Origin of the sequence: Solibacillus isronensis (assembly GCF_023715405.1) — a bacterium.
GTDB lineage: Bacteria > Bacillota > Bacilli > Bacillales_A > Planococcaceae > Solibacillus > Solibacillus isronensis_B.
In genome coordinates this window covers 176,786-203,038 of sequence record NZ_JAMBOC010000001.1, presented here as the reverse complement: position 1 = coordinate 203,038, position 26,253 = coordinate 176,786, and the positions used below count along the sequence as shown (strand labels likewise).

Genomic DNA, 26,253 nt, shown 5'->3' with positions numbered 1-26,253 from the left:
CGTGCACTACAGGTTTATCTATTTCTTACAAACAAAGCACTTCAGATTCTAAGTACAATAGAAACTGAAGTGCTTTTAAATTGAAGTGCTTTTAAATTGTCAGAAACGCTAAATTACAGATTAAAGTGGAACTTCTTGTGGAGCTTTTTGCTGTATATATGGATTAACCGGACGTTTTAAACCAAGATTTTCACGTAATGTCGTACCAGCATACTCCGTCTTAAATATTCCCCGCCGCTGTAGTTCTGGAATTACTAGTTCTACAATGTCGTTGAAGCCTTGCGGGAAAGTTGGTGCCATTATATTAAAACCATCAGCCGCTTCATTTTCAAACCATTCCTGCAACTGATCGGCAACTTGGGTTGGCGTCCCGATAATTTCTCGATGCCCGCGAGCCCCTGCAATATTGTTGTATAATTCTCTCAAAGTTGTTAACCCTTTTGCCTCTACAATACCTTTCACAATACTCGCTCGAATATTCGGGTTCGTGCCGTCAATTTGCTGGCCATTAAAATCTGGAATTTGCCCTTCAAAGTCGTACTCCGATAAATCTACCCCCGTAAAACCGGATAGATAAGCCAAGCCTACTTCTGGCGTAATATAGTTATTTAATTGCTGATGTTTCGCAATTGCTTCCTCTTCTGTTGCAGCTACAACAATGAAAGCCCCTGGTAATATTTTAAGATCTTCAGGATTACGGCCGTATTTTGCTAAACGGCCTTTAACATCTTTATAAAATGCTTGTGCATCTTCCAGTGTTTGCCATGCAGTGAAAATAACTTCAGCTGTTTTCGCAGCTAGCTCTTTTCCTGCCTCCGAAGAGCCTGCCTGTACGATTACCGGATGGCCTTGTGGTGTGGACGGCGCATCCAGTGTTCCTTTTAGTTTAAAGAATTTCCCCTCATGATCTATTTCAGTCACTTTATTTAAGTTGTAATAATGACTACTTTCCTTATCAATTACCAATGCCTCTTCGTCTATCGAATACCATAGCTTTTTCACCACATCTACAAATTCATCGGCGCGCTCATAACGTTCTGCGTGTTGAAAGTGTGCATCACGGCCAAACAGCAATGCCTCTCGCTCATTGGCTGAAGTCACAACATTCCAGGCTGCACGACCGTTTGATAAATGATCAATTGCTGCAAACTTACGTGCTACATGAAACGGTTCATTATACGATGTTGTTAATGTTGCTGTTAAACCGATATTTTTCGTGACAGCTGCTAATGCAGAAATAATGACGACCGGATCCAGCTTCAATCCTGAGTGTGCATTTTCTAAAATCGGTTGACCAAATACATCTGCAAAAAATAAATTATCAAACTTGCCGCGCTCCGCAACTTGCGCGATTTCTGTTAAATAGGCTAAATCTGTTACTTTACGTACTTCGGTTTCGGGATGTCTCCAGCTCGCAACATGGTGACCCGGCAGATTAATAAACGCACCTAAACTTAATTGTCTTTTTGTCATTTTAATATTCTCCTTTTTCGTTGAATTTAGTTAAAAGCTTTATTTGCCATATGGATTGTATTCATTTGTGAATAGATTCTCTAACTTCACTTGACCTTTATTTAAATCACCATTCTCCACTAACCAGTCGATCCAGATTTGGAATTCCTTTTCTGCAATTTGTCCACCTTCTTCAGCAATCCCTGTGCTCTGCCAGTATTTTAAATTTTCTGTCGTTTCATTACCTTCACGTGCCGAAACAATTTCCTCAAACTTTGCAATGACTTCTTCACGGGGCGTTGTTCTAGCCCATTCAATTGCTTTCGAAACTCCTTCTACAAATGTTTTAACTGTGTCCGGATTTTCTTCAATATACTTTTCAGTAAAAAAGAATTCACCCGCTGTAAATTGACCAAATAAATCGGTATCTTTAAATACCGGATAAATGCCACCATTTTCTAAAGCACGTTCTTTCCCAATACCACTAAGTGCTACAACATCGATTTGACCAGCCCGTAAAATTTGCTCTGCACTCGCGCCCGGTACAACGACTAATTGAACTTCTTGAATTTCATCTTCTGTTAAACCGCCATCACGTAAAAATTGTTTTACTGCAAACTCAGAGTGCGCCCCTAATGTGTTCATTCCGATTTTCTTGCCGATTAAATCTTTCGCTGTTTTAATGCCACTGTCGTCCAATGTGTAATAGCCGATAAATGTATTTTCATCACTACCGTAAGAGCCTACAACCGATTTAATCTTTACACCTTGTGCATAAGATTTAATAATGGCACCGTTAAATGCTGAACCGAAATCTATTTCGCCTGTTGCTGTTAGTTGAATACTTTCTGGACCGCCAACCATATCACTTACTTTTTCCAGCTCTATATCCCCCAGATAACCAAGGGCCTCTGCTAATTCAGGGAATATTACATTTCCTGGAGTGCTTTGATATTGTATAACTCGACCTTGACCATTTGCGCTTGCTGTACTACGTGAATCATTATTTGAGCACGCTGTTAAAGCTCCCAGACTTACACTTAATACGACTAATAACAACCACATCTTTTTCATGCTAAGATTCCCCTTTTCCTGTTTAAACACAATATACATAACTAAACAAATTAAATTAGTAGGTTTTAATCAAAAATAAAATACTTACTGTTTCCATCGCGAGAAGTAGCGCTCTGCACCGGAAAGGCCATAGTTAATCAATAAGCCTAATAATGCAATAGTAATAATGCCCGCATACATTTCAGCAATCAGGAAATTATATTGCGAATACGTTATAAAATAACCTAGCCCCGCTTTTGCACCAATCATCTCAGCAGCAATTAATACTAAAATCGCACCCGTCCCTGCCATACGAATACCAGTAAAAATTGTCGGTACCGATGCAGGTAAAATAACTTTGTAAAACAATTTAAACGAAGAAATATTCATTGAACGTGCTGATTTAATTAATAACGGATCCACACTTTTTACAGCAGATATAGTATTTAATAAAACGGGCCAAGTACATGCATAAAAGACAATTGATATTTTAGAAACTTCACCAATCCCTAACAGTAAAATAAATACAGGTAACAGCGCTAATGCTGCTGTGTTACGGAATAGCTCCAAGATTGGTGTTAGTAACTCTCTTGCTAACGGATACCATCCAATTAGCAGACCTAATGGTATCGCTACGACTAATGCTAAAGCAAAGCCAAAAAGTGAACGTAAAATACTCGCCTCAAAATGTCTCCATATTTCCCCTGTTATAAGTAGGTCCCACCATGCATGAATAACCGCGGAAAATGGCGGCAGAAACGTCCTATCGACAAAACCTAACTGTGGGGCAAGCTCCCAGAATAATACAAACAAAATAAGTACGATTGATTTCTTAAAGACTTTCAACATGATTGAAAGTGATTTACCGGAAGTCCTAGGTCGTTTACTCGTTTCTTCGATTTGCGTCGGTTTATTTAGTGTTACCATCTAAAAACCCCCTTCTTAAATGTGTGCGCCTTGATATTCCGGTTCATGCAGTAAACTCCATACCTCATGCCTCGCTTTTACGAATGCTTGGTTTGATTTAATATCAGCGTCAGCTAAACGATTGTTCAGTGGAATATCTATAATCTTTTTGACAGTACCTGGATTGGCTGAAAGAACAACAACCCGTTCTCCTAAGTACACTGCCTCATCAATTCCATGTGTAATAAAAATAATTGTCTTACCTGTCTTCTTCCAAATGCGCAATAATTCCGTTTGTAATGTTTCACGAGTTTGTGCATCTAATGCGGCAAATGGCTCATCCATTAATAATACATCTGGATTGAATGCTAAACTCCGCGCAATTGCTACGCGCTGCTTCATTCCCCCTGATAATTCATGCGGATAGCGATCAGAATAGTTTTTCAAGCCTACTAAGTCCAAATAATAATCGGTTCTCTCTTGCCACTCCTTTTTCGGAATTCCTTTCGCTTCTAAACCAAATTCAATGTTGCCGCGTGCTGTTTTCCATGGAAATAATGCATATTGTTGAAAGACAATTCCACGATCCAGCCCTGGTCCGCTTATTTCACGACCATCAATAAGAATCCTGCCTTTTGTCGGCTTCGTTAAACCTGTCAGCAAATCGAGTAATGTAGATTTCCCACATCCACTCGGCCCTACTAAAGTAATGAATTCACCCTCCTTTACTGAGAAGTCAATACCTTGAATAGCGGTAAATTCACGTTGAGCCCCTTTTTTGTTTTCATCTCGGACTAAGAAGTTTTTGGAGACTTGTTCAAATTTGATTTTTTCCATTGTTCACACTCCTTATCATACAATTCCAATTAAAATAGTATGTTTATTGTAAAAAATTTTTTATATGAATCGTCCACTCACAATTAGTAAATCCCCCTTTCAGTTAAAACAAAAGGCTCCCTTATCAATTAGATAAGGGAGCCTCTAGTATATCTAGTGAGCTTGCTAAGCCATATATTGAAATTAATAATAAATAAAACTAATTTAAATGTCAACTAGTTTTATTGGAATTATCAGATTTTTTTACGCTATGCTTGGAGTCCATTAATTATAATCCAGTCTGATTTTTTCTATCCATCAACTTAATGTATTCGTCCAAATAGACCTTTTCTGCATTTGAAGCTCTATCCACTGTATTCATAGCGCGGTGCCATAATGGATAAATAGGTTCCAGTGCTGTTAAGTTATTAATTTGTGAGATATCTTCGTTTGTTAATTTTAAATTATAGGATGCAATATTCTCATGCAATTGTTCTTTAGTTCTTGCAGACAAGATAATTGAATCTACATTCGGTCGATCACGTAACCATGCAAGAACAACTTGCGCTACTGTCGCTTTATGTTTAGACGCAACATCTTGCAATAAATCGATTAGATTATAAAACAAATCCGGATTTTTAATATATGTTTCCGGCCAGCCATTCTCTTGTCTTGTACCTGGTTCGAACATTTTGTTTCTTGTAAATTTACCAGTAAGCAGCCCCTCACCAAGTGGCGATCTAATACTATTAGCAATGCCCAATTCTTTACCGGCCGGCAAAATTTCGTACTCTGCTTCACGAGATTCCGGTGTGTAATAGATTTGTTGTGCAATTGGCGGTATCATATTATTTTCTACTGCCCATGTATGTGTCTTCGCAAGTGCCCAGCCGTTGTAATCGGATACTCCCCAATGACGAATTTTCCCTTTTTTAATTAAATCATTCATCTCTTGGACCGTTTCACTAACCGCTACTTGGCCGTCCCAACAATGTACATAATAGAGATCAATATAGTCTGTACCTAGTCTTTTTAATAGCGCATCTATCGATGAATCAACGTTGATTAAAGCTCCCGTATCGGTTGGTTTATCAATCAGCTGAAATCCTTTTTTACTGCTGATGATCATATCCTGGCGTTTATCTCTTATCGCTTTGCCAAAAATAACTTCCGCATCACCTTTTGCGTACATATTTGCTGTATCAAAATGGTTGATGCCTTGATCCAGTGCGTAATCCACCATATAATTTGCGGTTGTCTGATCCATTGCACCCGCTTCCTCAAGACCATTTGTACTGAACATCACGGTACCCAAAGCATATTTAGAAACTTTCAAATCTGAATTGCCAAATAAATTATAATCCATCATGATCCCTCCTATGCATTGTGTTTTCCCATGTTCCCTATTAAATAAAACATTCTACCACCTTTTCACGAGATATTGCACAATCTTGTTATAGAATGGGTGCGTTAAAAAGCGCCTTCAATATCTTTTTGAGTCTATTTAGCAACCTTCGTATTACCGCTAAAATCCTTTACGTTATTTGAATGTGTCAAAAAATAGTTGGTTAATTTAAAAATTCGGGTAAGAAAAAATAGGTAACTTGTTGCACAGGGGTATTGGAGCGAGTGAGCTTCCCTTTTGCTATTAAATCCAATTATTGGAGGGAGTGTTTGGGTTGAGTAAAAAGAAAGAAATCAAAAAGTTAAAAGATCATGCATTTGCTGATCTTTGTTTAATCGAAAAAGAATTTCAGCAAATTGTAAAAAATACTTCGAATAAATCAGGTGCTTTTAAATGGGTGGAGCTATTGAGTGATTATGAGTTGGAAGAATTTTATGGACGCCGTAGGGACCGAAAATATGCAACGCTCACAGTAGAGTTGTATTCATTAACTGAACAACTGCTAAAAGACATTTATAAAGTTTACTTTAATCGTAAATATAAAAATAAGTCCGACATTAATATAATTCTCGATTTAGAGAGGAAATTGGGTGATTACTTAACTTTTAAAAATAATACTAAATTATTGGCGAACCTCAGAAGTTGTATTGTTCATGAAGAATTTTCTTTAAAGTCTGCAAGAAAAAAAATAAATATCAAAAAGAAAAATAGAATCTTATTTAAACAATTGATGAAAGATGTTGATCTGTATATAGAAAATATAGAATTGAAATAAAATGTCATGCCCCTTATTTATAAATACATTTTTTCTCCGGAACTAATTAATATATCCGCTACTAATCACAGTCCGTTAAAATAAAATAGGTCAGCCATGAAATTGGTCGACCTATTTCATGGGAGTATTCATTAAAACAAAAAAACTTTAATTATAACAATTGGAGGCTGATTGCAACGATAAACTCCCACACGATAAAGCAATAGACAATGAAAAAGATGACTCCAGCAACATGCCAAAGTCATCTAATCGCTGCCTTAACAACTTCCACTATTCATCATCACACATGGTCAACTAATAGTCTGTTTGAACTCGACAGGTTATGATAATTTGTATGTTTAAATTATGGGTATGTTATCAATTTCCACGGTTTTTATGTGAAGTTCACATTGTAAGTACATAGTAAATGACATAGAGCCAACCGAACAAACCATGTATTATCGCCCACACTACAGATTTATTAACGCTCCATGAAATAATGATAGCAAGCACCATACCAAAACTTACACCACCAATTTCAATCTTCACAACCGCCCCATCCTCTCTGCTGTCTTGTCAATCAACACATTGCGCTTACATAATACTTTATTTCGCGCATGTATAATTTATCTGCATCATCTTCCCATTCATAGCATCCTTCTTTATCCCCATAGCGAATAGAACAATGTTTTTTAGATCATCGTCTAATTCTTTATATAATCCTTCAATGGCATCAATGGTTTTCTTTAAATGTTGGTACCGTTCATCTTCTGATATAACATTATTGCTTTTCTTTCCGTTGGATTAAAAATGTTATTAATTTTACCTCCGCCAATATTGCCATCTGCTTCATGGTATGGATTTATCAATACCAATTCACGAAAGTGTAGAATACGTTTACTTTTCGTTATGATAAATCCAAATTTCTTCGATGGTTTTATTTTGCCCTGGTGACAGTTTATTCATTTTGCCCTCTACTAATGAGGATTATAGTTGTGCAATTGCATCTCTAATTTTGTCATTAGAATCATACTCCGATTTTAAAAACGATTCCAAGCTCTCGACGCTTTCTTTTTTATTAACATTTCATTCTTCAAGTGCTTTTCCAACTTCCATTCCTTTTGCAATTGTTTCTTTTTTCGGTTTTGTATTTCAGTAGATACTGTAACGTCAAAAACACCTTTTTTCTTAATCAAAACAAAAAACCTCCAATTATTATAATTGAAGGTTTTTTGCAACAATTTTTTGGTGAATTTTTAACGGTTAGAATCCCGCTAGTTATACCCACACTAGTCAAATCGTTTATACTATTGAGTTTTCTCAAAATCACTGTACGTCCCAGGAGGGATTCGAACCCCCGACCGACGGCTTAGAAGGCCGTTGCTCTATCCTGCTGAGCTACTGAGACAATTTCTTTAAACCAATTGGTAATAAAGACAATTTTTATTATATGGTATATTATATTTAAAGTCAACAAACAAATTCAATAAAATTATTATTTAACTAAAATAATTTTTTGTTCTCTCAATTCTGCATCAAAAAAGTGAAGTCCTCATTAACTCAAGGCTTCACTTTGATAATTAACGCTCATAAAATAATTCATCGATCAAATTATTATTATCGTCATAACATTGTAATGTAAAATGTGTGGAAGTTATTGTTAGGGTAACAAATGACTTTTCTTCTATTCGACGGGGCTTTAGTAAGCTGCCCGGATTGATAAATAAAATGTCGTCAATATATTCTGCACCAAGTACATGTGAATGACCAAAACATACGATTTGTGCGCCGACTTCCTTTGCGCGGTAAATCAGTTTCATTGGAGAGTTTTTCACATCGTATAAATGCCCGTGTGTCACATACACACGATCTCCATTTATCTGAAACAGCATCTCCTCTAAATAGTTAAGGTCATGATCACAGTTCCCTTTCACACGCTCTACTCCTTGCAGAGCAGGATGTGCATACGGTAATTCACTATCACCACAATGGATCACTTTATGCGCATCTGGATGGTAGCCCTTTACACGTTCAATGATTTCCTCGTCACCATGTGTATCACTCATAATCAATAGCTTCATTCGTATCCACATCCTTTACATTTCTATACTTAGTGTGACAGCATTGAAACGAAAATTCAATCGTTATTAAACAAATTTTTACAATTTCCAACAATTCCCGCAATTGCTATTTCAGAAATTCTGCTAACTGTAATGCCAGTTTACGAATAGCATTGCCTCGGTGTGAAATGGCACCTTTTTCTTCTGCAGAAAGCTCAGCCATATGTTTTTCCAAAGCAGGCACATAGAAAATCGGATCATAGCCGAATCCGTTAGTCCCTTTCTTTTCATGTGCAATCATACCTTCACATGTGCCGAATACTGTTTTCGTTTCCATATTCGGTCCTGCAATTGCCAATGCACAGCAGAAACGGGCTGTACGCTGTTCTTCCGGTACATCCTTCATGTTTTCCAGCACTTTCACCATATTCGCTTCATCGTCATGATCGCCGGCATAACGTGCTGAATACACTCCAGGTTCACCGTTTAATGCATCGATCGCTAAACCGCTGTCATCCGCAATCACGATTTGGCCAAGCATGTTTGCTAATGTTTCCGCTTTTAAAATTGCATTTTCTTCAAAAGTCTTACCTGTCTCTTCTATTTCCACATCCGGAGCAACGTCAAACATTGTGACAACTTCATAGCCGAATGGTCCGAATAATGCTTCAAAGTCTTTCGCTTTTCCTTTATTCTTTGTGGCGATTACTACTTGTTTCATTATGCTTCCACCTTTCCGATCAAGTTTGCGATTTCACCTAGTGCTGTTTTTTGCATTTCGATTAGCTGGGCAATTCCCGATTCTCCTAAATCAAGTAATTCATTCAGTTCTGAACGGCTGAATGTCGCTTCTTCGCCTGTACCTTGCAATTCCACAAATTCGCCGGCACCTGTCATAATAACATTCATATCGACTTGTGCAGATGAATCTTCCACATAGTTTAAATCCAAAACTGCGCCAATGTTTTCTAGTTTTCCCACACTAGTTGCAGCTAAAAAATCTGTTACGGGGAATTTTACGAATGGCTTGTCTACGCCTAGTTTTGCAATTGCCTGTGTCATCGCTACAAATGCTCCTGTAATCGATGCCGTACGCGTTCCGCCATCTGCCTGGATCACGTCACAGTCAATCCATATCGTTTTTTCACCTAGCGCTTCTAAATCAACGACAGCACGTAATGCTCGGCCGATTAAGCGTTGAATTTCCATCGTGCGGCCACTTACCTTCCCTGCAGAGCTTTCACGGCGTGTGCGTTGCTCTGTAGCGCGTGGTAGCATGGAATATTCAGCCGTAATCCAACCTTTACCTTGTCCACGTAAAAAACCAGGTACTTTTTCTTCAATCGTTGCAGTACAAATCACCTTTGTATTTCCAACTGTTATTAATACCGAGCCTTCCGGATGCATTAAATAATTATTATCAATTTGAACTGGACGTAATTCATTCACAGCTCGTAAGTCATGTCTAGTCATTCGTGACCTCCTCAATTTGTTCGCGCACTTATCTTATCACAATTTAAGGAGGGTCTAAAGCAGAAAAGCAAGACATAGAAGGAAAAAGCTCAAATTAGACAAAATGCCTAATTTGAGCTATCAACTATTTTTCGAATGTAATTTTACGTATATCCAATTCACCTTTTTCCAGCCAACGTTCTGCTATGGAACGGAAAATCGGCACGGAACCAGATGCATGCAGAATATGCTGCGGCGGTTCTTCATCTGTTCGTAATTGTCCTGTATAGCTTAAAATCGCTTCGACATCTTTAGCTGTTTCTTCGGCAGATGACAGGACGTGAACATGTGAGCCTACTGCTGCCTCAATTTGCTTTTGTAAAATAGGATAATGTGTACAGCCTAAAATGACTGTATCAAATCGCTCATCTTCAAGCGGCTTTAATCCTTTTGCAACGAGGTCATACGAAAATTGGCCTTCGTATTCACCACTTTCAACGAGTGGCACAAATGTCGGACAGGCAAGTGGAATTATTTTCGCTTTTGTCGATAATGATTTCACCGCTTCTTCATATGCGCCACTTTTGATCGTGCCTTCTGTCGCTAATACGACAACTTCATTGCGCTTTGTCTTTTTTATGGCCGCTCGTGCCCCTGCATTAATAACTCCTAAAACCGGAAATGGCATATGTTTTTGCAGACTTTCCAATGCAACGGCAGTCGCAGTATTACATGCAATGACAAGCATCTTCACATTCATCTTTTCGAGTGCTTTTGCCATCTCCCATGTAAAATTGCGGACTTCTTTCTTTGTGCGTGGCCCGTAAGGACATCGCGCCGTATCACCTATATAATATATTGTTTCATTCGGCAAAAGCTCCATAATCGCTTTTGCCACTGTTAATCCGCCAACTCCGGAATCGATAACACCAATTGGGGCATTCACTTGTACCGCCTCTATCCTATTTCATTAATAAATGTAGTTTTTGTAATGTTCTTGATAATTGTTCAAACTCTTCTGCGTTAAATTCCTGTGTAATATCCCGCAAATAATTTTGACGCTTAAAAATTACTTCCTGTATAATTCTTTCGCCTTCAGGTAAAAGATGAATCCGTACAACACGTCGATCATTTTCGTCACGTACACGCTGTACCAATTCATTTTTCTCCATCCGGTCCACTAAATCTGTCGTTGTCGAAAACGCTAAATACATTTTCGTCGACAAGTCACCGATCGTCATATCACCCGATTCATGCAACCATTGCAATGCAATAAATTGCGGAGGTGTAATCGTATAATTACTTAAAATTTCTCGACCTTTTTGTTTGATTAAGTGTGAAATATATCTTAGTTCTTTTTCCAGGATTGCTACAGATTCAGAGCTATGTGTGCTGTGATCTTTCATCTACTCCATTCACTCCTCGATGCGTTTCATAGTTCTATTTTGAAGTTTTTTTTATAAAATAGCAAGCATCGAATCAGTATATCGACAATTCCTGAAGTCTTAATAGCTCAAGAATTGCTTGCGTACGACTTGATACACCCAGCTTTTGAATCGTATTGGAAATATGATTACGAACGGTTTTTTCACTAATGCCTAGCTTAGTTGATATTTCCCGTGTTGAATAGTCCTTTATTAATAGCTCAAAAATCTCGCGTTCTCTTTTTGTTAACAGCGAACGATGCTGCGGACGATTCATTTTGCAACACCCTCCTATCCTCTTCTTTGTACATTATGTCGAAAATACAAAGCAGGTGAGGGCATTTAACTATTTCCCAAGCAATAATTTTTTTTGCTCTTCCAGTAACGGGACACCTTTCCCCGTGTCACTGCTCAATTGTACAAGCGTTCCGCGTCCTGTATAGCATGCTTCATCTTTTTCATTTTTCACCAAATAATGCAAATCCATGGAAGAAGTGCCGATCGACGCAGTTTTGACAAATACTGTCAATTCCTCATCAAAGAACACTTCTTTTAAATAATCACACTGAATATCTGCCACAACGAGCATATTTCCCGTATCCGATCCTGCTGTAAAATCAAATCCTAATGCTTTAAAATATTCGATACGTGCATACTCGAAATAGGCAAATACTTTTGTATTATTTACATGCCCATACATATCTGTTTCCGAAAATCGCACCTTTACCTTTGTCGAAAACGAAAATCCTGCCATCCATTCTGTTGCATCCTGAATATATGTAGCTCGCATAAAAATTCCCCCTTTGTTTGATTACATCATCATCCCCTGATAATGAATACTCATTCATTATAGCATAATTTGTAAGAAATCAAAAAGCGATCCTAAACAAAAAGACCCCCACCTAGGTGAGGGTCAATTATATTCATTCGATTAGTCAACCATGTGGTCAGAACCGAAGAAGTTTTTGAACATTTGAACTGTTGTTTCACGGTTAAGTGCAGCGATAGATGTTGTCAAAGGAATACCTTTTGGACAAGCAGCTACACAGTTTTGAGAGTTACCACAGTTTGCAAGACCACCGTCGCCCATGATTGCATTTAAACGCTCGTCTTTATTCATTGCACCAGTTGGGTGTGTGTTGAATAAACGTACTTGTGATAAAGCAAATGGACCGATGAATGATGCTGATTCAGAAACGTTTGGACATGCTTCCATACATACACCACAAGTCATACATTTTGATAATTCATAAGCCCATTGACGTTTGCGCTCCGGCATACGTGGACCTTCACCTAAATCATAAGTACCATCGATTGGTACCCATGCTTTAACTTTCTTAAGTGCGTTAAACATGCGCTCACGGTCTACTTGTAAGTCACGGATAACCGGGAAAGTTTTCATTGGCTCTAAACGAATTGGTTGAGTTAACTTGTCTACTAATGCTGAACAAGATTGTTGCGGACGTCCATTGATTACCATTGAACATGCACCACAAACTTCTTCCAGACAGTTCATATCCCATGCTACTGGAGTCGTTTTTTGACCATCAGCAGTAACAGGATTTTTTTGAATATGCATTAGAGCAGAGATAACGTTCATACCAGGACGGTAAGGAACTTCAAACTTCTCAACGCGTGTAGCACCATTCTCATTGTCTTGACGAACGATTTCTAACTTAACTGTTCTATCAGTATTTACTGTTTCCACTGTTTAGTTCCCCCTTCTACGCTGAGTAGTCGCGTTTACGTGGTGGAATTAACGAAACGTCTACTTCGGCATAAGTAATAATTGGTTCGCCCGTTGCCGGATCGAACTTCGCCATAGTTGTTTTTAAGAAGTTCTCATCATCACGTTCTGGGAATTCTGGCTTAAAGTGAGCGCCACGAGATTCGTCACGTAATAATGCACCCTTCGTCATAACTTTAGCTAAATATAACATGTTCTTTAACTGACGAGTGAAGTGGGCACCTTGATTCGACCATTTTTGCGTATCGTTAATGTTGATGTTTTCCCAACGCTCTTGAAGCTCAGTTAATTTCGCATAAGTTTCTTCTAATTTTGCGTTTACACGTACAACAGTCATGTTGTCAGTCATCCACTCACCAAGCTCTTTGTGTAGCAAGTAAGCGTTTTCCGTACCATCCATTTTCAGGATAGCTTCCCATTTCTCTGTTTCTTCCTGTACGCGACGCGTGTAGATTTCTTCAGGTAGATCTTCCGCATGCTTTTGAAGTCCTTTAATGTACTTAACAGCATTTGGACCTGCAACCATACCACCGTAAATCGCTGATAATAATGAGTTCGCACCTAAACGGTTTGCACCATGTTGTGAGTAGTCACATTCACCTGCAGCGAATAAACCAGGAATTTCAGTCATTTGGTCATAGTCAACCCATAATCCGCCCATTGAATAGTGTACCGCAGGGAAGATTTTCATCGGTAATTTACGTGGGTCATCACCTACGAATTTCTCGTAGATTTCGATAATACCACCTAATTTAATATCTAATTCATGAGGATCTTTATGGGATAAGTCTAAGTATACCATGTTTTCCCCGTTAATACCCAACTTTTGGTTTACGCACACGTCAAAGATTTCACGTGTTGCGATATCACGTGGTACTAAGTTACCGTAAGCAGGATATTTCTCTTCTAGGAAGTACCAAGGCTTACCGTCTTTATACGTCCATACACGTCCACCTTCACCACGAGCAGATTCAGACATTAGACGGTTTTTGTCGTCTCCAGGAATCGCTGTTGGGTGAATTTGAATCATTTCACCGTTTGAATATGTTGCACCTTGTTGGTAAACAATCGATGCTGCAGAACCAGTGTTGATTACTGAGTTTGTTGTTTTACCGAAGATAATCCCAGGACCACCTGTTGCCATAATTACAGCATCAGAACGGAATGAGCGAATTTCTTCTGAACGTAAATCTTGTGCTACGATACCGCGGCAAACGCCTTCGTCATCAAGCACCGCACCAAGGAATTCCCAATGCTCATACTTCGTAACTAAACCAGCTACTTCGTGTGCACGAACTTGCTCATCTAGTGCATATAATAATTGTTGACCCGTTGTCGCACCAGCGAATGCTGTACGGTGCATTAATGTACCACCGAAACGACGGAAGTCAAGTAAACCTTCTGGCGTACGGTTGAACATTACTCCCATACGGTCCATTAAGTGGATGATACCAGGAGCGGCATCAGCCATTGCTTTAACTGGTGGTTGGTTCGCTAAGAAGTCTCCACCATATACTGTATCGTCAAAGTGGATCCATGGAGAATCCCCTTCACCTTTTGTATTAACTGCTCCGTTAATTCCGCCTTGTGCACATACAGAGTGTGAACGTTTAACTGGAACTAACGAGAATAAATCAACTTCAGTACCAACTTCAGCTGCTTTAATCGTAGCCATTAAGCCAGCAAGACCGCCACCAACGACGATAACTTTACTTTTTGCCATGATTATTTCTCACTCCTCATTAATTGCTAAAAACTCTTACTCATATTCCATTCCTTCTAGGATCTTAACTATGTAGTAGTGATCAAGTTAAGGGATTAGACGAATGCTAAGATAGCTGCAACACCAACGATTGCTAATACTACGAAAATTAACAACGTAACATAAGTTGCGATTCGTTGAGATTTGTTAGATTGCGTAATACCCCAGCTTACTAAGAACGACCATAAACCGTTCGCTAAGTGGAATGCTGCTGAAACGATACCTAAGATGTAGAATACTAACATTAATGGATTGTCAACGATTTCAACCATCATATTAAATTCAACTTCAGCACCTAATGCTTTTTGGATACGTGTTTGGAAAATATGCCACGCAATGAAGACTACAAGGAAAATACCTGTGAAACGTTGCAATGCAAACATCCAGTTACGGAATGTGCTGAAACGTCCAGTATTGTATGTTGCAGTGAAAGCAATATACACTCCATAGAATCCGTGGAACATTAATGGAATATAGATAATGATCCATTCCATCGCTAACAATAACGAGTGTGGAAGTAATTCCATAACACCTGTTGCGTTATTGTAAGTTTCTTCACCGCCAACTGCAGTGAAGTTCAGAAATAAGTGGAACACCAAGAACAACCCGACAGGAACTACACCTAATAACGAGTGTAAGCGGCGCCATAAAAATTCACGATCTTTCGACAAAACTGTTACCCCCCTTAGTACTTGAAATACACATGCGCAACGCCTCAAAATTGTAAAAGTTGGGATGTTGACTGCGCATTTCATCATGGTACAATATTATGACATGTCCATTGTACTCTCAACAGATACTAGCGTCAAGGCAACGCAGGATATTTTATAATCATTTTAAAGACGGTTTTACGCTGTTTTAAGAACCGTTTTTTCTGCTTATAACTCATTTCTTCATGAAAGAATGAAAATTATAAGAAAATTTATGAAAGAGGTTTTTTATATGGAAGGGTACAAAATGAAAACGATTCCAACTTTTGGCTACGAAATCATTCGTGACCATCTTCTTCCTTCTATTCTAGGTAAGCATGAAGAAGATGTTTTATATTGGGCAGGTAAAGAAATTGCAAGAAAGTTCCCATTATTTTCAATGGATGAACTCCCTTCCTTTTTTATGGAAGCTGGCTGGGGTCAGTTAGTTCTGGAAAAAGAAACGAAGGACGAACTTCATTACATACTTTTGACAACAGAGGAAGTGCCACTCAATATTGTACAACGTTGCTTCCGTCTTGAAGCTGGCTTTTTAGCAGAGCAGAAACAAAAGCAGCTAGGCTATTTGACGGAATGCTATGAAGAAAAAGATAATGACAAACATGTCGTAAAATTTACGTTAAAATGGGATTTAAAAGAGAAAATTTAGCCTTCAACTTATAATAAACAACTATTGCTGAAGCAGCAAATTTACTCAATAAAAAGCTGGAAATAAGCTACTACAGCTCATTTCCAGCTATTACTTTAAGAAGCGGTTACTTCTTTCATCGCCAAATTGAATTCCTCATGCAGCACATTCGCAGCACGAACCATTTCTTCCTGTGGTACAACGACAGAAACTTTAATTTCCGAAGTGCTGACCATTTTTACAGGAATATGTTCGCGACCTAAGCGTGCAAACATGCGAGCCGCAACCCCCGGATTGGATGCCATCGCAGAACCGATAATAGATACTTTCGCTAAACCTACTTCAAAATCTGCAAAACTAAACCCAAGTGACAATTTACTAGTTTCCAGTACCCGTAAAGCTTCCGCAAACTCATCTTTGGAAATTGTAAAGGAAATGGTCGGCTTCACGCCATCAATGACTGCTTGAACAATAATATCCACATTGATATCATTTTCTGCTAAAACACTAAACACTTCTGCCAATGACGCGGTTTCATAAGAATCATAGCCGATCGTCAAACGAATAATATCCGATTCGTAAGCTACCCCGCGTACAAGTAAGTTTTTCTCCATGTCTACATCCCCTTTAATAAAAGTGCCTTCCACGTCCTGTACGAAAGAGCGTACAATGAGCGATATATTGTATTTTTTGGCAAGTTCAACCGCACGTGGGTGCAAAATTTTAGCCCCTAAATTTGCAAATTCCAACATCTCATCATAAGAAACTTCCGGTAGTTTCCTAGATCCTTTTACAATTTCTGGGTCTGCCGTGAAAATCCCTTCAACTGATGAAAAAATCTCGACACGCTCTGCTTCGAGGGCAACCGCAAGTGCAACTGCTGAAGTTTCAGAACCCCCTTTGCCGAATGTTGAAATATTGTCTGTCCCCGTAACTCCTTGAAAACCTGCTACTACGACGATTTCACCTAATGCCAAATGTTCCTGAATTCGTTTACTATCCACATGATCGATTCGTGCGTTGCCATGTTTTTGATTAGTATGAATACCTGTTTGCCATCCAGCAAGTGACACAGCTTTACCTCCATGCTCCTGAATTGCCATTGCAAGCATTGCACTAGTTATTTGTGTTGCTGAAGAGGCCAGTGCATCCATTTCCCGTTTCGACGGCTCATCGGTAATTTCAGCAGCATATTGTCTCAATTCTCGTCGTATAGCGGGTATTGAAGAAACGACAACGACTAAGTTTATGCCACGTCCTTGCTCTTTTATCACTTTTTTGGCTACCTGTACGATTTTTTCCGGTGTAGTCAATGCCGGACCGCCAAACTTTACTACAACTGTCTCCATTCTTTTCCCTCCTTAAATTGTAAACAAAAAGACGACTTCCCATGTTCATGGAAAGCCGCCGTCAATACAAATAATAATTATAAGTTTTTCAGGATAGCCCTCCAGAACATAAAGCTCTGACAGTTTTACATCTCTTAAATGCAAAACCAGCAAACTGCGCGAACAATACGCACTTCACTTCGGCAGGGTCCCCTTTCGATTGCTGTCAATGGAATTGTTCTTCCTCGAGCAATTTACTGTTGAATACTGCGCCTCTATCTTAGTAAATATTGAATTGTCTTATATATTAGCACACCATTATTCTTTATTCAATGGTGCTTCATGAAAATGCCGATATATGATATCCGCCAGCTTTGCCGGCACACCGGACTCCTGCAGCTGCAATTCGCTTGCCTCGCGGATTTTTTTTACTGATCCAAAATACTTCATGAGTTGCTGTTTCCGCTTCGGACCTACACCTTCAATCCCATCAAGAACTGAAGTGATGGCATTCGTCTGATGTTGCTGACGTAAAAATGTAATCGCAAATCGGTGTACCTCATCTTGAATGCGCTGCAATAAATAGAAACCGTCACTTGTACGCTTTAATGGGACAACTTCCGGAGGCGTACCAAATAATAGCTGGGACGTATTGTGCTTTTCGTCTTTAGCCAATCCTGCTATCGGAATGACTAACCCAAGCTCGTCTTCAATGACTTCACGTGCGACTTCCATTTGTCCTTTTCCTCCGTCGATAAGAATCAGATCAGGCAATGGCAGATTTTCCCGCAGTACACGTGTGTAACGACGTCGAATAACTTCCTGCATCGCACCATAGTCATCATGTTTGGCCGCTTCCCTTGTTTTATATTTCCGGTATTCCTTTTTCGCAGGCTTCCCGTCTATAAAAACAACCATCGCCGAAACCGGATCCGCACCGTGCATATGACTGTTATCAAAAGCCTCTATTCTTAGCGGCAATGGAATTTGCATCGCTTCAGCAAGTGCTTCACAAGCGCCGACTGTCCGCTCTTCTTGACGTTCAATCAATTGGAACTTCTCATGAATGGCGATTTCCGCGTTTTTCATTGCTAGATCAACAAGCTCTTTTTTGGAACCGCGCTTCGGTGTCAGCACCTTCACATCCAGCAGTTTTTGTAAAATTGTTTCGTCAATCGACTTTGGCACAAAAATTTCCTTTGGCAATAAATGATGCGGCTGTTCGTAAAAACGGCCGACGAATGTTAAAAATTCCTCTTCCGGCTCATTATAAATCGGGAAAATCGAGACATCCCGCTCAATGAGTTTGCCTTGACGCACGAAAAACACCTGGACACACATCCAGCCTTTTTCTACTGCATAGCCAAATACATCCCGGTTGCTCAAATCATCCGTGACGATTTTTTGCTTTTCCATAATTTGATCGATATGAGCAATCAAATCCCGGAATTCCTTTGCCCGCTCAAACTCCAGATTTTCGGCAGCATCCATCATTTTTTGCTGAAGGTCTTGTTGTATTTCTTCAACGCCCCCGTTTAAAAACTTCGAAATCTCATCAATCATTTCGTCATACACTTGTTTTTCAATATCTTTTACACACGGTGCCAAACATTGACCTAAGTGATAGTACAGACACACCTGGTTAGGCAGATGTGTACATTTACGAAGCGGATACAATCGGTCCAGTAATTTCCGCGTTTCGTTTGCCGCATAGGCATTCGGATACGGACCGAAATATTTTGCTTTATCCTTCTTCACTTTTCTTGTCGTAATAATACGTGGGTATCGTTCATTCGTTATTTTTATATAAGGATACGTTTTATCATCCGTTAGTTTCACATTATATTTCGGATCATGAAGCTTAATTAGATTCAGCTCCAGTATAAGAGCTTCCAAATCACTTGAAGTCACAATATACTCGAAGTCTTCAATCTCACTAACTAGTCTCGCAGTTTTACCGTCATGACTTCCCGTAAAGTAAGAACGCACTCGATTTTTCAATACTTTAGCCTTACCAACGTAAATAATCGTGCCTTGACGGTCTTTCATAATATAGCAACCTGATTCATTCGGTAGTATTTCTAGTTTTGCTTTAATGATTGCATTCATATTCTCACCTGTCTAATATGTCCTTTCCTATAGTTTAACTGATTAAGGTATAAGAAAAAAGCCGTACACCTTGTATGGCATACGGCTTTCAACATATCAATTATTCCTTGGTCATATGAGTGGCCAGAGGTTTAATTATTTGTTGTCGTTAATGAAATCAATTAACGCTTCTTTTGGCATGAAGCCAGCAGTTTTTGCTTTTACTTCACCATCTACGAATAATAGTAATGAAGGAATTGACATGATTTGGTATTCTGCAGCAGTAACTTGGTTGTTATCAACATCCACTTTCACGATTTTAACATCGTTACCGATTTCTGTATCTAATTCTTCAAGAACTGGAGCGATCATTTTACATGGTCCGCACCAAGTAGCCCAAAAGTCTACTAAAACTGTGCCGTTTGAAATTTCTTGTGGGAAAGTTTGATCTGTCGCGTGTACAATTGCCATATTAAATAGCCTCCTTAAATAACATATGGTTGTAGTATAGCATGTTTTCCCAATTAAACAGTAGTAAAATGCTTGGGAATATAAATACACCTCAAATTTAGCGGTTGTATCTGATGCCGTATAGATACTTATTAGCATTTTTTGAGGTTATAAGAATACTTATACCCTTTATTTAAACATTTTAAAGCTTTATACGAAATCCATCACCATTCGCACCATCCATACCACAGCACTTTGGAAATTAAAAAGGGCTCCCTTCAAAAGAAGGAAGCCCTTAATCGCTTTTTATGCATTTACTTTAAGTGCTTTAAACTCTTCGATTAACATTGGCACTACTTCGAATAAGTCTCCAACAATACCGTAGTCTGCTACTTTAAAGATATTTGCTTCCGGATCTTTGTTGATCGCAACGATCACTTTTGAGTTCGACATACCAGCTAAATGCTGAATCGCACCAGAAATTCCTGCTGCGATATATAGGTCAGGTGTTACAACTTTACCAGTTTGGCCGATTTGTAATGAGTAATCGCAATATTCAGCGTCACAAGCACCACGAGATGCGCCAACTGCTCCACCTAGTAAATTAGCAAGCTCTTTTAATGGCTCAAAACCTTCTTCAGATTTAACACCACGACCACCTGCAACTACTACTTTCGCTTCTGAAAGGTCTACACCTTCAGTAGATTTGCGCACAACTTCTTTGATGATTGTACGTAAATTTGTAATATCAACTGATACTGATGATACTTCACCAGTACGAGAATCGTCTTTTACTAATGGTGGAATATTGTTTGGACGGATTGTCGCAAAAATAATACCATCTTTGATTTTTACTTTTTCAAATGCTTTACCAGAATAGATTGGGCGGACGAATACTGTATCATCGCCAGCACCCTGAATTTCCGTAACATCTGAAATTAAACCGGATTGTAAACGTGAAGCAATTTTTGGTGATAAGTCTTTACCTAATGAAGTATGACCGAAAACGATTGCTTCTGGATTTTCTTGTTCTATTACTGCTAAAATTGCTTGGCTGTATCCGTCAGATGTATAGTTTTTCAAGTGCGGATGTTCTACTGTAATAACACGACTCGCTCCATATGCGATTAATTCCTGCGTTAACCCAGCTACTGCATCCCCTACTAATAAACCTACTACTTCACCGCCGTCAGCGATTTGTAAACCTGCTGCAATTGCTTCGAATGAAACGTTACGTAAGCTCCCTTCTCGAACCTCACCTAACACTAAAACTTTCTTTGACATAGAATATCCCTCCATTACCATCTTCGTAAAAATTTCCGTACTCTAGTTGACTTCTATTAGACTACTTTTGCTTCGTTATGAAGTAAGTTTACTAATTCTTTTACCTGTGCAGAAAGGTCGCCTTCTAATACACGACCAGCCGCTTTTTGTGGCGGTAAGTAAATTTCAACTGTTTCTACTTTTACTTTAACATCGTCTTCATCGATATCTAAATCATCCAATTCCAGTTCTGCAAGCGGTTTTTTCTTCGCTTTCATAATACCTGGTAAAGATGGGTAACGTGGCTCGTTTAAACCTTGTTGAGCTGTTACTAATAATGGTAAAGATGTTTCTAATACTTCAGCGTCCCCTTCGATATCACGCACAATCTTAACGTTCGTGCCGTCGATTTCCAATGAAGTAATTGTTGTTACGTAGTTAATGCCCAGCAGGTCTGCTAAGCGCGGGCCAACTTGTCCTGAACCACCATCGATCGCTACATTTCCTGCTAAAATTAAATCTGCTTCTTTGTCTTTTAAATATTCCGCTAAAATATAAGCTGAAGAATACTGGTCAAGCTCATCTAAATCATCTTCTGTATTAATCAATACCGCTTCATCGGCACCCATTGCTAAAGCTGTACGTAATTGCTTTTCTGCATCTTCGCCACCGATTGTCACAACTGTTACTTTACCGCCTAATGCGTCGCGCTTTTGAATTGCTTCTTCAATTGCGTACTCATCATATGGGTTGATGATGAATTCTGCACCATCTTCTTGAATTTTACCGCCGGATACGACGATTTTTTCTTCTGTGTCAAAAGTACGCTTTACTAATACAAAAATATTCATAATCTAGACCTCCTAAAAGCTTTTTAATTTTAATCCCGAAAAACAGGGAAGAATACATTTTTTATTTGCCAGTAAATACTGGCTCACGTTTTTCAATAAATGCTTGGATTCCTTCTTTAGCATCTTCAGAAACAAATACTTCACCGAAGCTGTTTGCTTCAGCATTTACTCCCTCATAATAAGATGATGGTTTCGAGTAATTCAGCATTTGGATCGCTGCTTTAAGAGCAATTGGTGATTTTTTCGCAATTTTTTGAGCGATTTTCAATGTTTCAGGCATCAGCTCTTCATCGGAAAAAGCACGGTTTGCTAATCCCCATTCAACAGCTTCAGTCCCCGAAATCGGGTCGCTTGTAAACATCATTTCCGCTGCTTTTGCTACACCAACATATCGTGGTAATCGCTGTGTTCCTGCAAATCCTGGTATTAAGCCTAATGAAAGCTCTGGTAAGCCTAATTTTGCCGATGCAGTTACAAAGCGCATATGGCATCCCATTGCAAGTTCCAAGCCGCCGCCTAATGCTGCACCGTGGATCGCGGCAATAACCGGTTTACTGAATGTTTCGATACGTTCGAAAACATCTTGTCCATTTTTTGCCAACCCAGTAAATGCTTCTCCTGACTGTACGCTCGTAAACTCTTTAATATCCGCACCTGCAGAGAAGAAACGTCCTTCGCCATGCAAGACGATGACACGTACATTTTCATCTTCTTCTACAGCGTCTAAAAGTGCATTCACATCTTGGATTAAGCCTTGTGAAAGTGCATTTGCTGGTGGTCTTGAAATCGTTGCAATTGCGACCCCTTCTTCTACTTTCCAACTTAGAAACTCCATCCTCTACATCCCCTTTATGCTTTAAGTGCGTTTAGCAGTAATTGCTTTACTTTCGGAGCTTGCTCTAATAAATCATATCGATTTTCATTCATTACCCAAGTTGTCGTAATTTCGTCAATTGTACCAAACACCATTTGTCTCGCAATACGAACATCCATCGTCTGGTTGAATTCACCATTTAGCATACCTTCGATTAGAATTTGATCCAGTAAAATTAAGTATTCTTTTAGAATAGAATTAATTTTCAGTCTAATTTCTTTATTCGATTGCCGTAGCTCAAGCTGAGTTACAGTTGCCAAGTGGCGATCACTTGATAGAACATGGAAATGATTTTCGATCATTTTACATAACTTATCTGAAGCAGTTTCCCCACTTTTTATTATAGCCTGTAAATTCTCTACGAAAATACCCATTTTTTCCTGAAATACAGAAATTAAAATATCTTCTTTGTTTTTGAAATATAAGTAGATTGTGCCATCAGCAACTCCAGCTTGTTTTGCTATTTTTGATACTTGGGCTTGATGATAGCCGTTTTCTGCGATAGCAATGACTGCTGCGTCTACTATTTGCATATATTTGGGTTTGTTTCGTTTCAAGCAGATCACCACCAAAAAAAATATGAAAACATGAATGACCATTCATTCATGTTTTCATATTATAGTTTGTTCTGCATTCTGTCAATAGTTTGCTAAACAATTAATTATTTTGCTTCTTGTTGTGCCATTTTCTGTTTTTCTTCTTCAATAAGCGTACGACGTAAAATTTTCCCGACTGCTGTTTTCGGCAGCTCTTGACGGAATTCATAGATACGAGGCACTTTATAAGCAGCTAGGTTTTTACGGCAATACTCGTTCAGCTCTTTTTCTGTAACAGTTTTACCCTCTTTAAGAACAATATATGCCTTTACGGTTTCTCCACGATACGGATCCGGTATACCGGCTACGACACATTCCTGAATCGCCTCATGCTCATACAGCACTTCTTCTACTTCACGCGGATAAATATTAAATCCGCCTGCAATAATCATATCCTTTTTGCGGTCAACAACATAGAAATAACCCTTTTCATCCATATAACCTAAATCACCCGTTAAAAACCAGCCATCTGCAAATGTCATTGCTGTTTCTTCAGGACGATTCCAGTAGCCCTTCATAACTTGTGGTCCTTTTACCGCTATTTCACCAATTTCTCCTACAGGCAATACTTCTGCTTCACCTGAACGTAAAATAACCGCTTCTGTATTCGGCCAAGGTAAACCGATCGAACCGTTGATACGATGGTCCCAAATTGGATTGGCATGTGTAACCGGAGAAGTTTCGGTTAAACCGTATCCTTCTACTAAACGACCGCCTGTCAATTCTTCAAACTTTTCCTGAACTTCCAGTGGTAATGCAGCAGACCCGCTTAAACACGCTTTAATTGACGATAGATCATATTTTGCTAAATCCGGGTGATTCAACAAGCCAATATACATTGTTGGGGCACCGGGGAATAAAGTTGGTTTTTGTTTATCAATCGTTTTCAACGCTTGCTCTGCATCAAATTTCGGAAGTAATACCATCTTGCCTTGCTGCATGACAGATAAAATTAATACAGTTGTCATACCATATACATGGAAGAATGGAAGTATGCCTAAAATTGTCTCTTCACCTTTTTTACATTTATACATCCATGCATCACACATTAATGTATTTGCAATCAGGTTTTTATGCGTTAACATAACACCTTTCGGGTAACCTGTTGTCCCGCCAGTGTATTGCAATAATGCTAAGTCATTTTCAAAATCAAATTCTTGCTCGATTTTATCGGTTTTGGCCATTTTCATGATTTCCGTAAACAGGTGATTCGTTCCGCTATGTTCCACCCTTACACTAAAACCGTACTGTTTCTTTTGGATGAACGGATACACTAAATTTTTCGGGAATGGCAAATAATCTTTAATTCCTGTAACGATGACATTTTCAATATTTGTCTCATGTAATATTTTCATTGCTCTTGGATATAAAATATCCATTACTAATATTACTTTTGCTCCGGAATCCGCCATCTGATATTGCAGCTCCCGTTCTGTATAAAGCGGATTCGTCTGTACGACAACCCCACCGGCATACATCGTACCATAATAGGCGATGACTGCTTGCGGACAGTTCGGCAGCATAATTGCAACTCGATCCCCCTTCTCCACCCCTAGAGAATGCAGGTAGTTCGCAAACTTCAACGCCGATTCATAAAGCTCTTTGTACGTAAGCTCGCGCCCCATGAAGTGTATTGCCACTTTATTAGGCATTGACTCAAATGCTTGTGTTAAAAACTGGTGTACAGGAATTTCCGGCAGCTCAATAGAATGTGGTACTTCCTTCGGATAGCTTGCCAACCAAACCTTTTCTGTCATAAAACTCCTCCCCTTCGATAAAGCTTTACTTGTTTACATCATTATAATGAAAATTGGAAATGGTTTCAAACTATTTTCATAGATACACACATTATATTCTCGTTTATGCATATATCTTCTCGTTATTTATTTTGACTTTTATAGTATTATTGTATTTAAAACATATAGGACTATTCGTTTAGTATGGAAATATACTTTTTCAATAAAGTATTAAATAGTTTAAATATTTTTTGTTAACGGTCCTAAAAGTTTATTTTATTCGATTGATATAAATCTGCTCAGCTAATGAAAAAAGCAAATGAACTAACTAAATGCTAGTTCATTTGCTTTTATGTTTAGAGTGTCATCATGTAGTAAATGCCGACTGCAAGAAAAATGAAACAGACGACGAGTAAGATTTTCGATAATGTTTCCATGTGTATGCTCCTATGAAATACTTGCTCCGATAACAAATGACAAACCAAGAGAAATTGTAAATGAGATAAATCCAACTGAACGGTTGTCAGCAGCAATCTCCTCATCCACATTAAATCTCGGTGTTAAAAACTCAAATAAAAAATAGGCAAAAATTAATAACGTAAAACCGAACAAACCCCAACCGAGCATTTCAATAAATGATGTATGCTGATTAATTGAATATCTGAAAATATTACAGACGCCTAAAATTTTTCCTCCAGTAGCTAAAGCGACCGCGACATTTCCCTTTTTTATTTCATCCCAATTTTTATACTTTGTTACGACCTCAAATAAAATCATCGATACGAATAGGCAAAGGACTACCACACTAAAATAGCCTGCAGTTTCTACGAGAGGATGGTGCCAAAAGTTTGATCCTAGCAATCCATTTTACCCCCTTTAATTATTTTCTTTCTATGTT

At 38.7% G+C, this 26,253-nt stretch carries 28 protein-coding genes, 1 tRNA gene and 1 riboswitch; of the genes, 2 read left to right on the top strand and 27 right to left on the bottom strand.

Annotated elements, in window-relative coordinates:
- Window positions 1-120: 120 nt before the first annotated feature.
- The 5 genes from M3166_RS00950 to M3166_RS00930 all read right to left on the bottom strand — a co-directional run bounded on the left by M3166_RS00950 (window position 121) and on the right by M3166_RS00930 (window position 5,593).
- Window positions 121-1,473 carry an LLM class flavin-dependent oxidoreductase gene (locus tag M3166_RS00950; protein ID WP_251686573.1) on the bottom strand — a complete coding sequence of 451 codons (1,353 nt, stop codon included), beginning with the start codon at window positions 1,471-1,473 and terminating at the stop codon, window positions 121-123.
- A gap of 39 nt (window positions 1,474-1,512) precedes the next feature.
- Window positions 1,513-2,526, bottom strand: a complete 1,014-nt coding sequence (locus tag M3166_RS00945) for an ABC transporter substrate-binding protein (protein ID WP_251686572.1) — start codon at window positions 2,524-2,526, stop codon at window positions 1,513-1,515.
- An 84-nt stretch (window positions 2,527-2,610) separates the two neighbouring features.
- A complete protein-coding gene (locus M3166_RS00940; RefSeq protein WP_435368042.1) occupies window positions 2,611-3,432 on the bottom strand; it encodes an ABC transporter permease in 822 nt (273 codons plus the stop codon).
- Between the two features lie 15 nt (window positions 3,433-3,447).
- Window positions 3,448-4,248 carry an ABC transporter ATP-binding protein gene (locus M3166_RS00935; protein ID WP_251686571.1) on the bottom strand — a complete coding sequence of 267 codons (801 nt, stop codon included), beginning with the start codon at window positions 4,246-4,248 and terminating at the stop codon, window positions 3,448-3,450.
- A 268-nt stretch (window positions 4,249-4,516) separates the two neighbouring features.
- On the bottom strand, window positions 4,517-5,593 hold the full coding sequence (locus M3166_RS00930; protein WP_251686570.1) for an aldo/keto reductase: 1,077 nt from the start codon (window positions 5,591-5,593) through the stop codon (window positions 4,517-4,519).
- A 313-nt stretch (window positions 5,594-5,906) separates the two neighbouring features.
- Between M3166_RS00930 and M3166_RS00925 the strand changes: the two genes are divergently transcribed.
- On the top strand, window positions 5,907-6,407 hold the full coding sequence (locus tag M3166_RS00925; protein WP_251686569.1) for a nucleoside-diphosphate sugar epimerase: 501 nt from the start codon (window positions 5,907-5,909) through the stop codon (window positions 6,405-6,407).
- A gap of 384 nt (window positions 6,408-6,791) precedes the next feature.
- On the opposite strand, the gene M3166_RS00920 is transcribed toward M3166_RS00925, so the two are convergent.
- From M3166_RS00920 to M3166_RS00860, 13 genes are all read right to left on the bottom strand, one after another.
- Complete coding sequence (locus M3166_RS00920) at window positions 6,792-6,935, bottom strand: hypothetical protein (RefSeq protein ID WP_251690054.1); 144 nt, start codon at window positions 6,933-6,935, stop codon at window positions 6,792-6,794.
- 491 nt (window positions 6,936-7,426) lie between these two features.
- Complete coding sequence (locus M3166_RS00915) at window positions 7,427-7,582, bottom strand: hypothetical protein (protein WP_251686568.1); 156 nt, start codon at window positions 7,580-7,582, stop codon at window positions 7,427-7,429.
- Between the two features lie 138 nt (window positions 7,583-7,720).
- Window positions 7,721-7,794: transfer RNA gene (locus M3166_RS00910), tRNA-Arg, on the bottom strand.
- Between the two features lie 172 nt (window positions 7,795-7,966).
- Window positions 7,967-8,467: a metallophosphoesterase family protein gene (locus M3166_RS00905; RefSeq protein ID WP_251686567.1), complete on the bottom strand. Its 501-nt coding sequence runs from the start codon at window positions 8,465-8,467 to the stop codon at window positions 7,967-7,969.
- Between the two features lie 106 nt (window positions 8,468-8,573).
- A complete protein-coding gene (locus tag M3166_RS00900; protein WP_251686566.1) occupies window positions 8,574-9,167 on the bottom strand; it encodes an XTP/dITP diphosphatase in 594 nt (197 codons plus the stop codon).
- Window positions 9,167-9,919, bottom strand: a complete 753-nt coding sequence (rph, locus tag M3166_RS00895) for a ribonuclease PH (RefSeq protein ID WP_251686565.1) — start codon at window positions 9,917-9,919, stop codon at window positions 9,167-9,169. The genes M3166_RS00900 and rph overlap by 1 nt, the downstream gene beginning before the upstream one ends.
- A gap of 124 nt (window positions 9,920-10,043) precedes the next feature.
- Window positions 10,044-10,844, bottom strand: coding sequence for a glutamate racemase (gene racE, locus M3166_RS00890; protein WP_251686564.1), 801 nt, complete (start codon window positions 10,842-10,844; stop codon window positions 10,044-10,046).
- A gap of 16 nt (window positions 10,845-10,860) precedes the next feature.
- Complete coding sequence (locus M3166_RS00885) at window positions 10,861-11,304, bottom strand: MarR family winged helix-turn-helix transcriptional regulator (protein ID WP_079528245.1); 444 nt, start codon at window positions 11,302-11,304, stop codon at window positions 10,861-10,863.
- Window positions 11,305-11,377: 73 nt separating this feature from the next.
- Entirely contained in the window at window positions 11,378-11,599 is a 222-nt protein-coding gene (locus M3166_RS00880; protein WP_008405041.1) for a helix-turn-helix domain-containing protein, read from the bottom strand.
- Window positions 11,600-11,668: 69 nt separating this feature from the next.
- A complete protein-coding gene (locus M3166_RS00875) occupies window positions 11,669-12,112 on the bottom strand; it encodes an acyl-CoA thioesterase (RefSeq protein ID WP_251686563.1) in 444 nt (147 codons plus the stop codon).
- A gap of 141 nt (window positions 12,113-12,253) precedes the next feature.
- Complete coding sequence (gene sdhB / locus M3166_RS00870) at window positions 12,254-13,030, bottom strand: succinate dehydrogenase iron-sulfur subunit (protein ID WP_251686562.1); 777 nt, start codon at window positions 13,028-13,030, stop codon at window positions 12,254-12,256.
- Window positions 13,031-13,046: 16 nt separating this feature from the next.
- Window positions 13,047-14,792, bottom strand: coding sequence for a succinate dehydrogenase flavoprotein subunit (sdhA, locus tag M3166_RS00865; RefSeq protein ID WP_251686561.1), 1,746 nt, complete (start codon window positions 14,790-14,792; stop codon window positions 13,047-13,049).
- Between the two features lie 95 nt (window positions 14,793-14,887).
- On the bottom strand, window positions 14,888-15,502 hold the full coding sequence (locus M3166_RS00860) for a succinate dehydrogenase cytochrome b558 subunit (protein ID WP_079528254.1): 615 nt from the start codon (window positions 15,500-15,502) through the stop codon (window positions 14,888-14,890).
- A gap of 271 nt (window positions 15,503-15,773) precedes the next feature.
- Between M3166_RS00860 and M3166_RS00855 the strand changes: the two genes are divergently transcribed.
- Window positions 15,774-16,190, top strand: coding sequence for a YslB family protein (locus tag M3166_RS00855; protein ID WP_251686560.1), 417 nt, complete (start codon window positions 15,774-15,776; stop codon window positions 16,188-16,190).
- Window positions 16,191-16,285: 95 nt separating this feature from the next.
- Here M3166_RS00855 and M3166_RS00850 read toward each other — a convergent pair whose 3' ends face one another.
- The 9 genes from M3166_RS00850 to M3166_RS00810 all read right to left on the bottom strand — a co-directional run bounded on the left by M3166_RS00850 (window position 16,286) and on the right by M3166_RS00810 (window position 26,216).
- Entirely contained in the window at window positions 16,286-17,518 is a 1,233-nt protein-coding gene (locus M3166_RS00850; protein WP_251686559.1) for an aspartate kinase, read from the bottom strand.
- Between the two features lie 86 nt (window positions 17,519-17,604).
- Window positions 17,605-17,783: riboswitch (Lysine riboswitch) on the bottom strand.
- Window positions 17,784-17,815: 32 nt separating this feature from the next.
- A complete protein-coding gene (uvrC, locus tag M3166_RS00845; protein ID WP_251686558.1) occupies window positions 17,816-19,606 on the bottom strand; it encodes an excinuclease ABC subunit UvrC in 1,791 nt (596 codons plus the stop codon).
- A 135-nt stretch (window positions 19,607-19,741) separates the two neighbouring features.
- Entirely contained in the window at window positions 19,742-20,056 is a 315-nt protein-coding gene (trxA, locus tag M3166_RS00840) for a thioredoxin (RefSeq protein WP_079528262.1), read from the bottom strand.
- A gap of 285 nt (window positions 20,057-20,341) precedes the next feature.
- Window positions 20,342-21,319 (bottom strand): electron transfer flavoprotein subunit alpha/FixB family protein, encoded by a 978-nt coding sequence (locus M3166_RS00835; RefSeq protein WP_251686557.1) that lies wholly within the window; start codon window positions 21,317-21,319, stop codon window positions 20,342-20,344.
- A 56-nt stretch (window positions 21,320-21,375) separates the two neighbouring features.
- Window positions 21,376-22,149: an electron transfer flavoprotein subunit beta/FixA family protein gene (locus M3166_RS00830; protein WP_251686556.1), complete on the bottom strand. Its 774-nt coding sequence runs from the start codon at window positions 22,147-22,149 to the stop codon at window positions 21,376-21,378.
- 61 nt (window positions 22,150-22,210) lie between these two features.
- Window positions 22,211-22,984 (bottom strand): enoyl-CoA hydratase, encoded by a 774-nt coding sequence (locus M3166_RS00825; RefSeq protein WP_251686555.1) that lies wholly within the window; start codon window positions 22,982-22,984, stop codon window positions 22,211-22,213.
- A gap of 14 nt (window positions 22,985-22,998) precedes the next feature.
- Window positions 22,999-23,580, bottom strand: a complete 582-nt coding sequence (locus M3166_RS00820; protein ID WP_079528268.1) for a TetR/AcrR family transcriptional regulator — start codon at window positions 23,578-23,580, stop codon at window positions 22,999-23,001.
- Between the two features lie 104 nt (window positions 23,581-23,684).
- Window positions 23,685-25,376 (bottom strand): long-chain-fatty-acid--CoA ligase, encoded by a 1,692-nt coding sequence (locus M3166_RS00815; protein ID WP_251686554.1) that lies wholly within the window; start codon window positions 25,374-25,376, stop codon window positions 23,685-23,687.
- Window positions 25,377-25,802: 426 nt separating this feature from the next.
- Window positions 25,803-26,216: a DUF350 domain-containing protein gene (locus tag M3166_RS00810; RefSeq protein WP_251686553.1), complete on the bottom strand. Its 414-nt coding sequence runs from the start codon at window positions 26,214-26,216 to the stop codon at window positions 25,803-25,805.
- Window positions 26,217-26,253 lie beyond the last annotated feature (37 nt).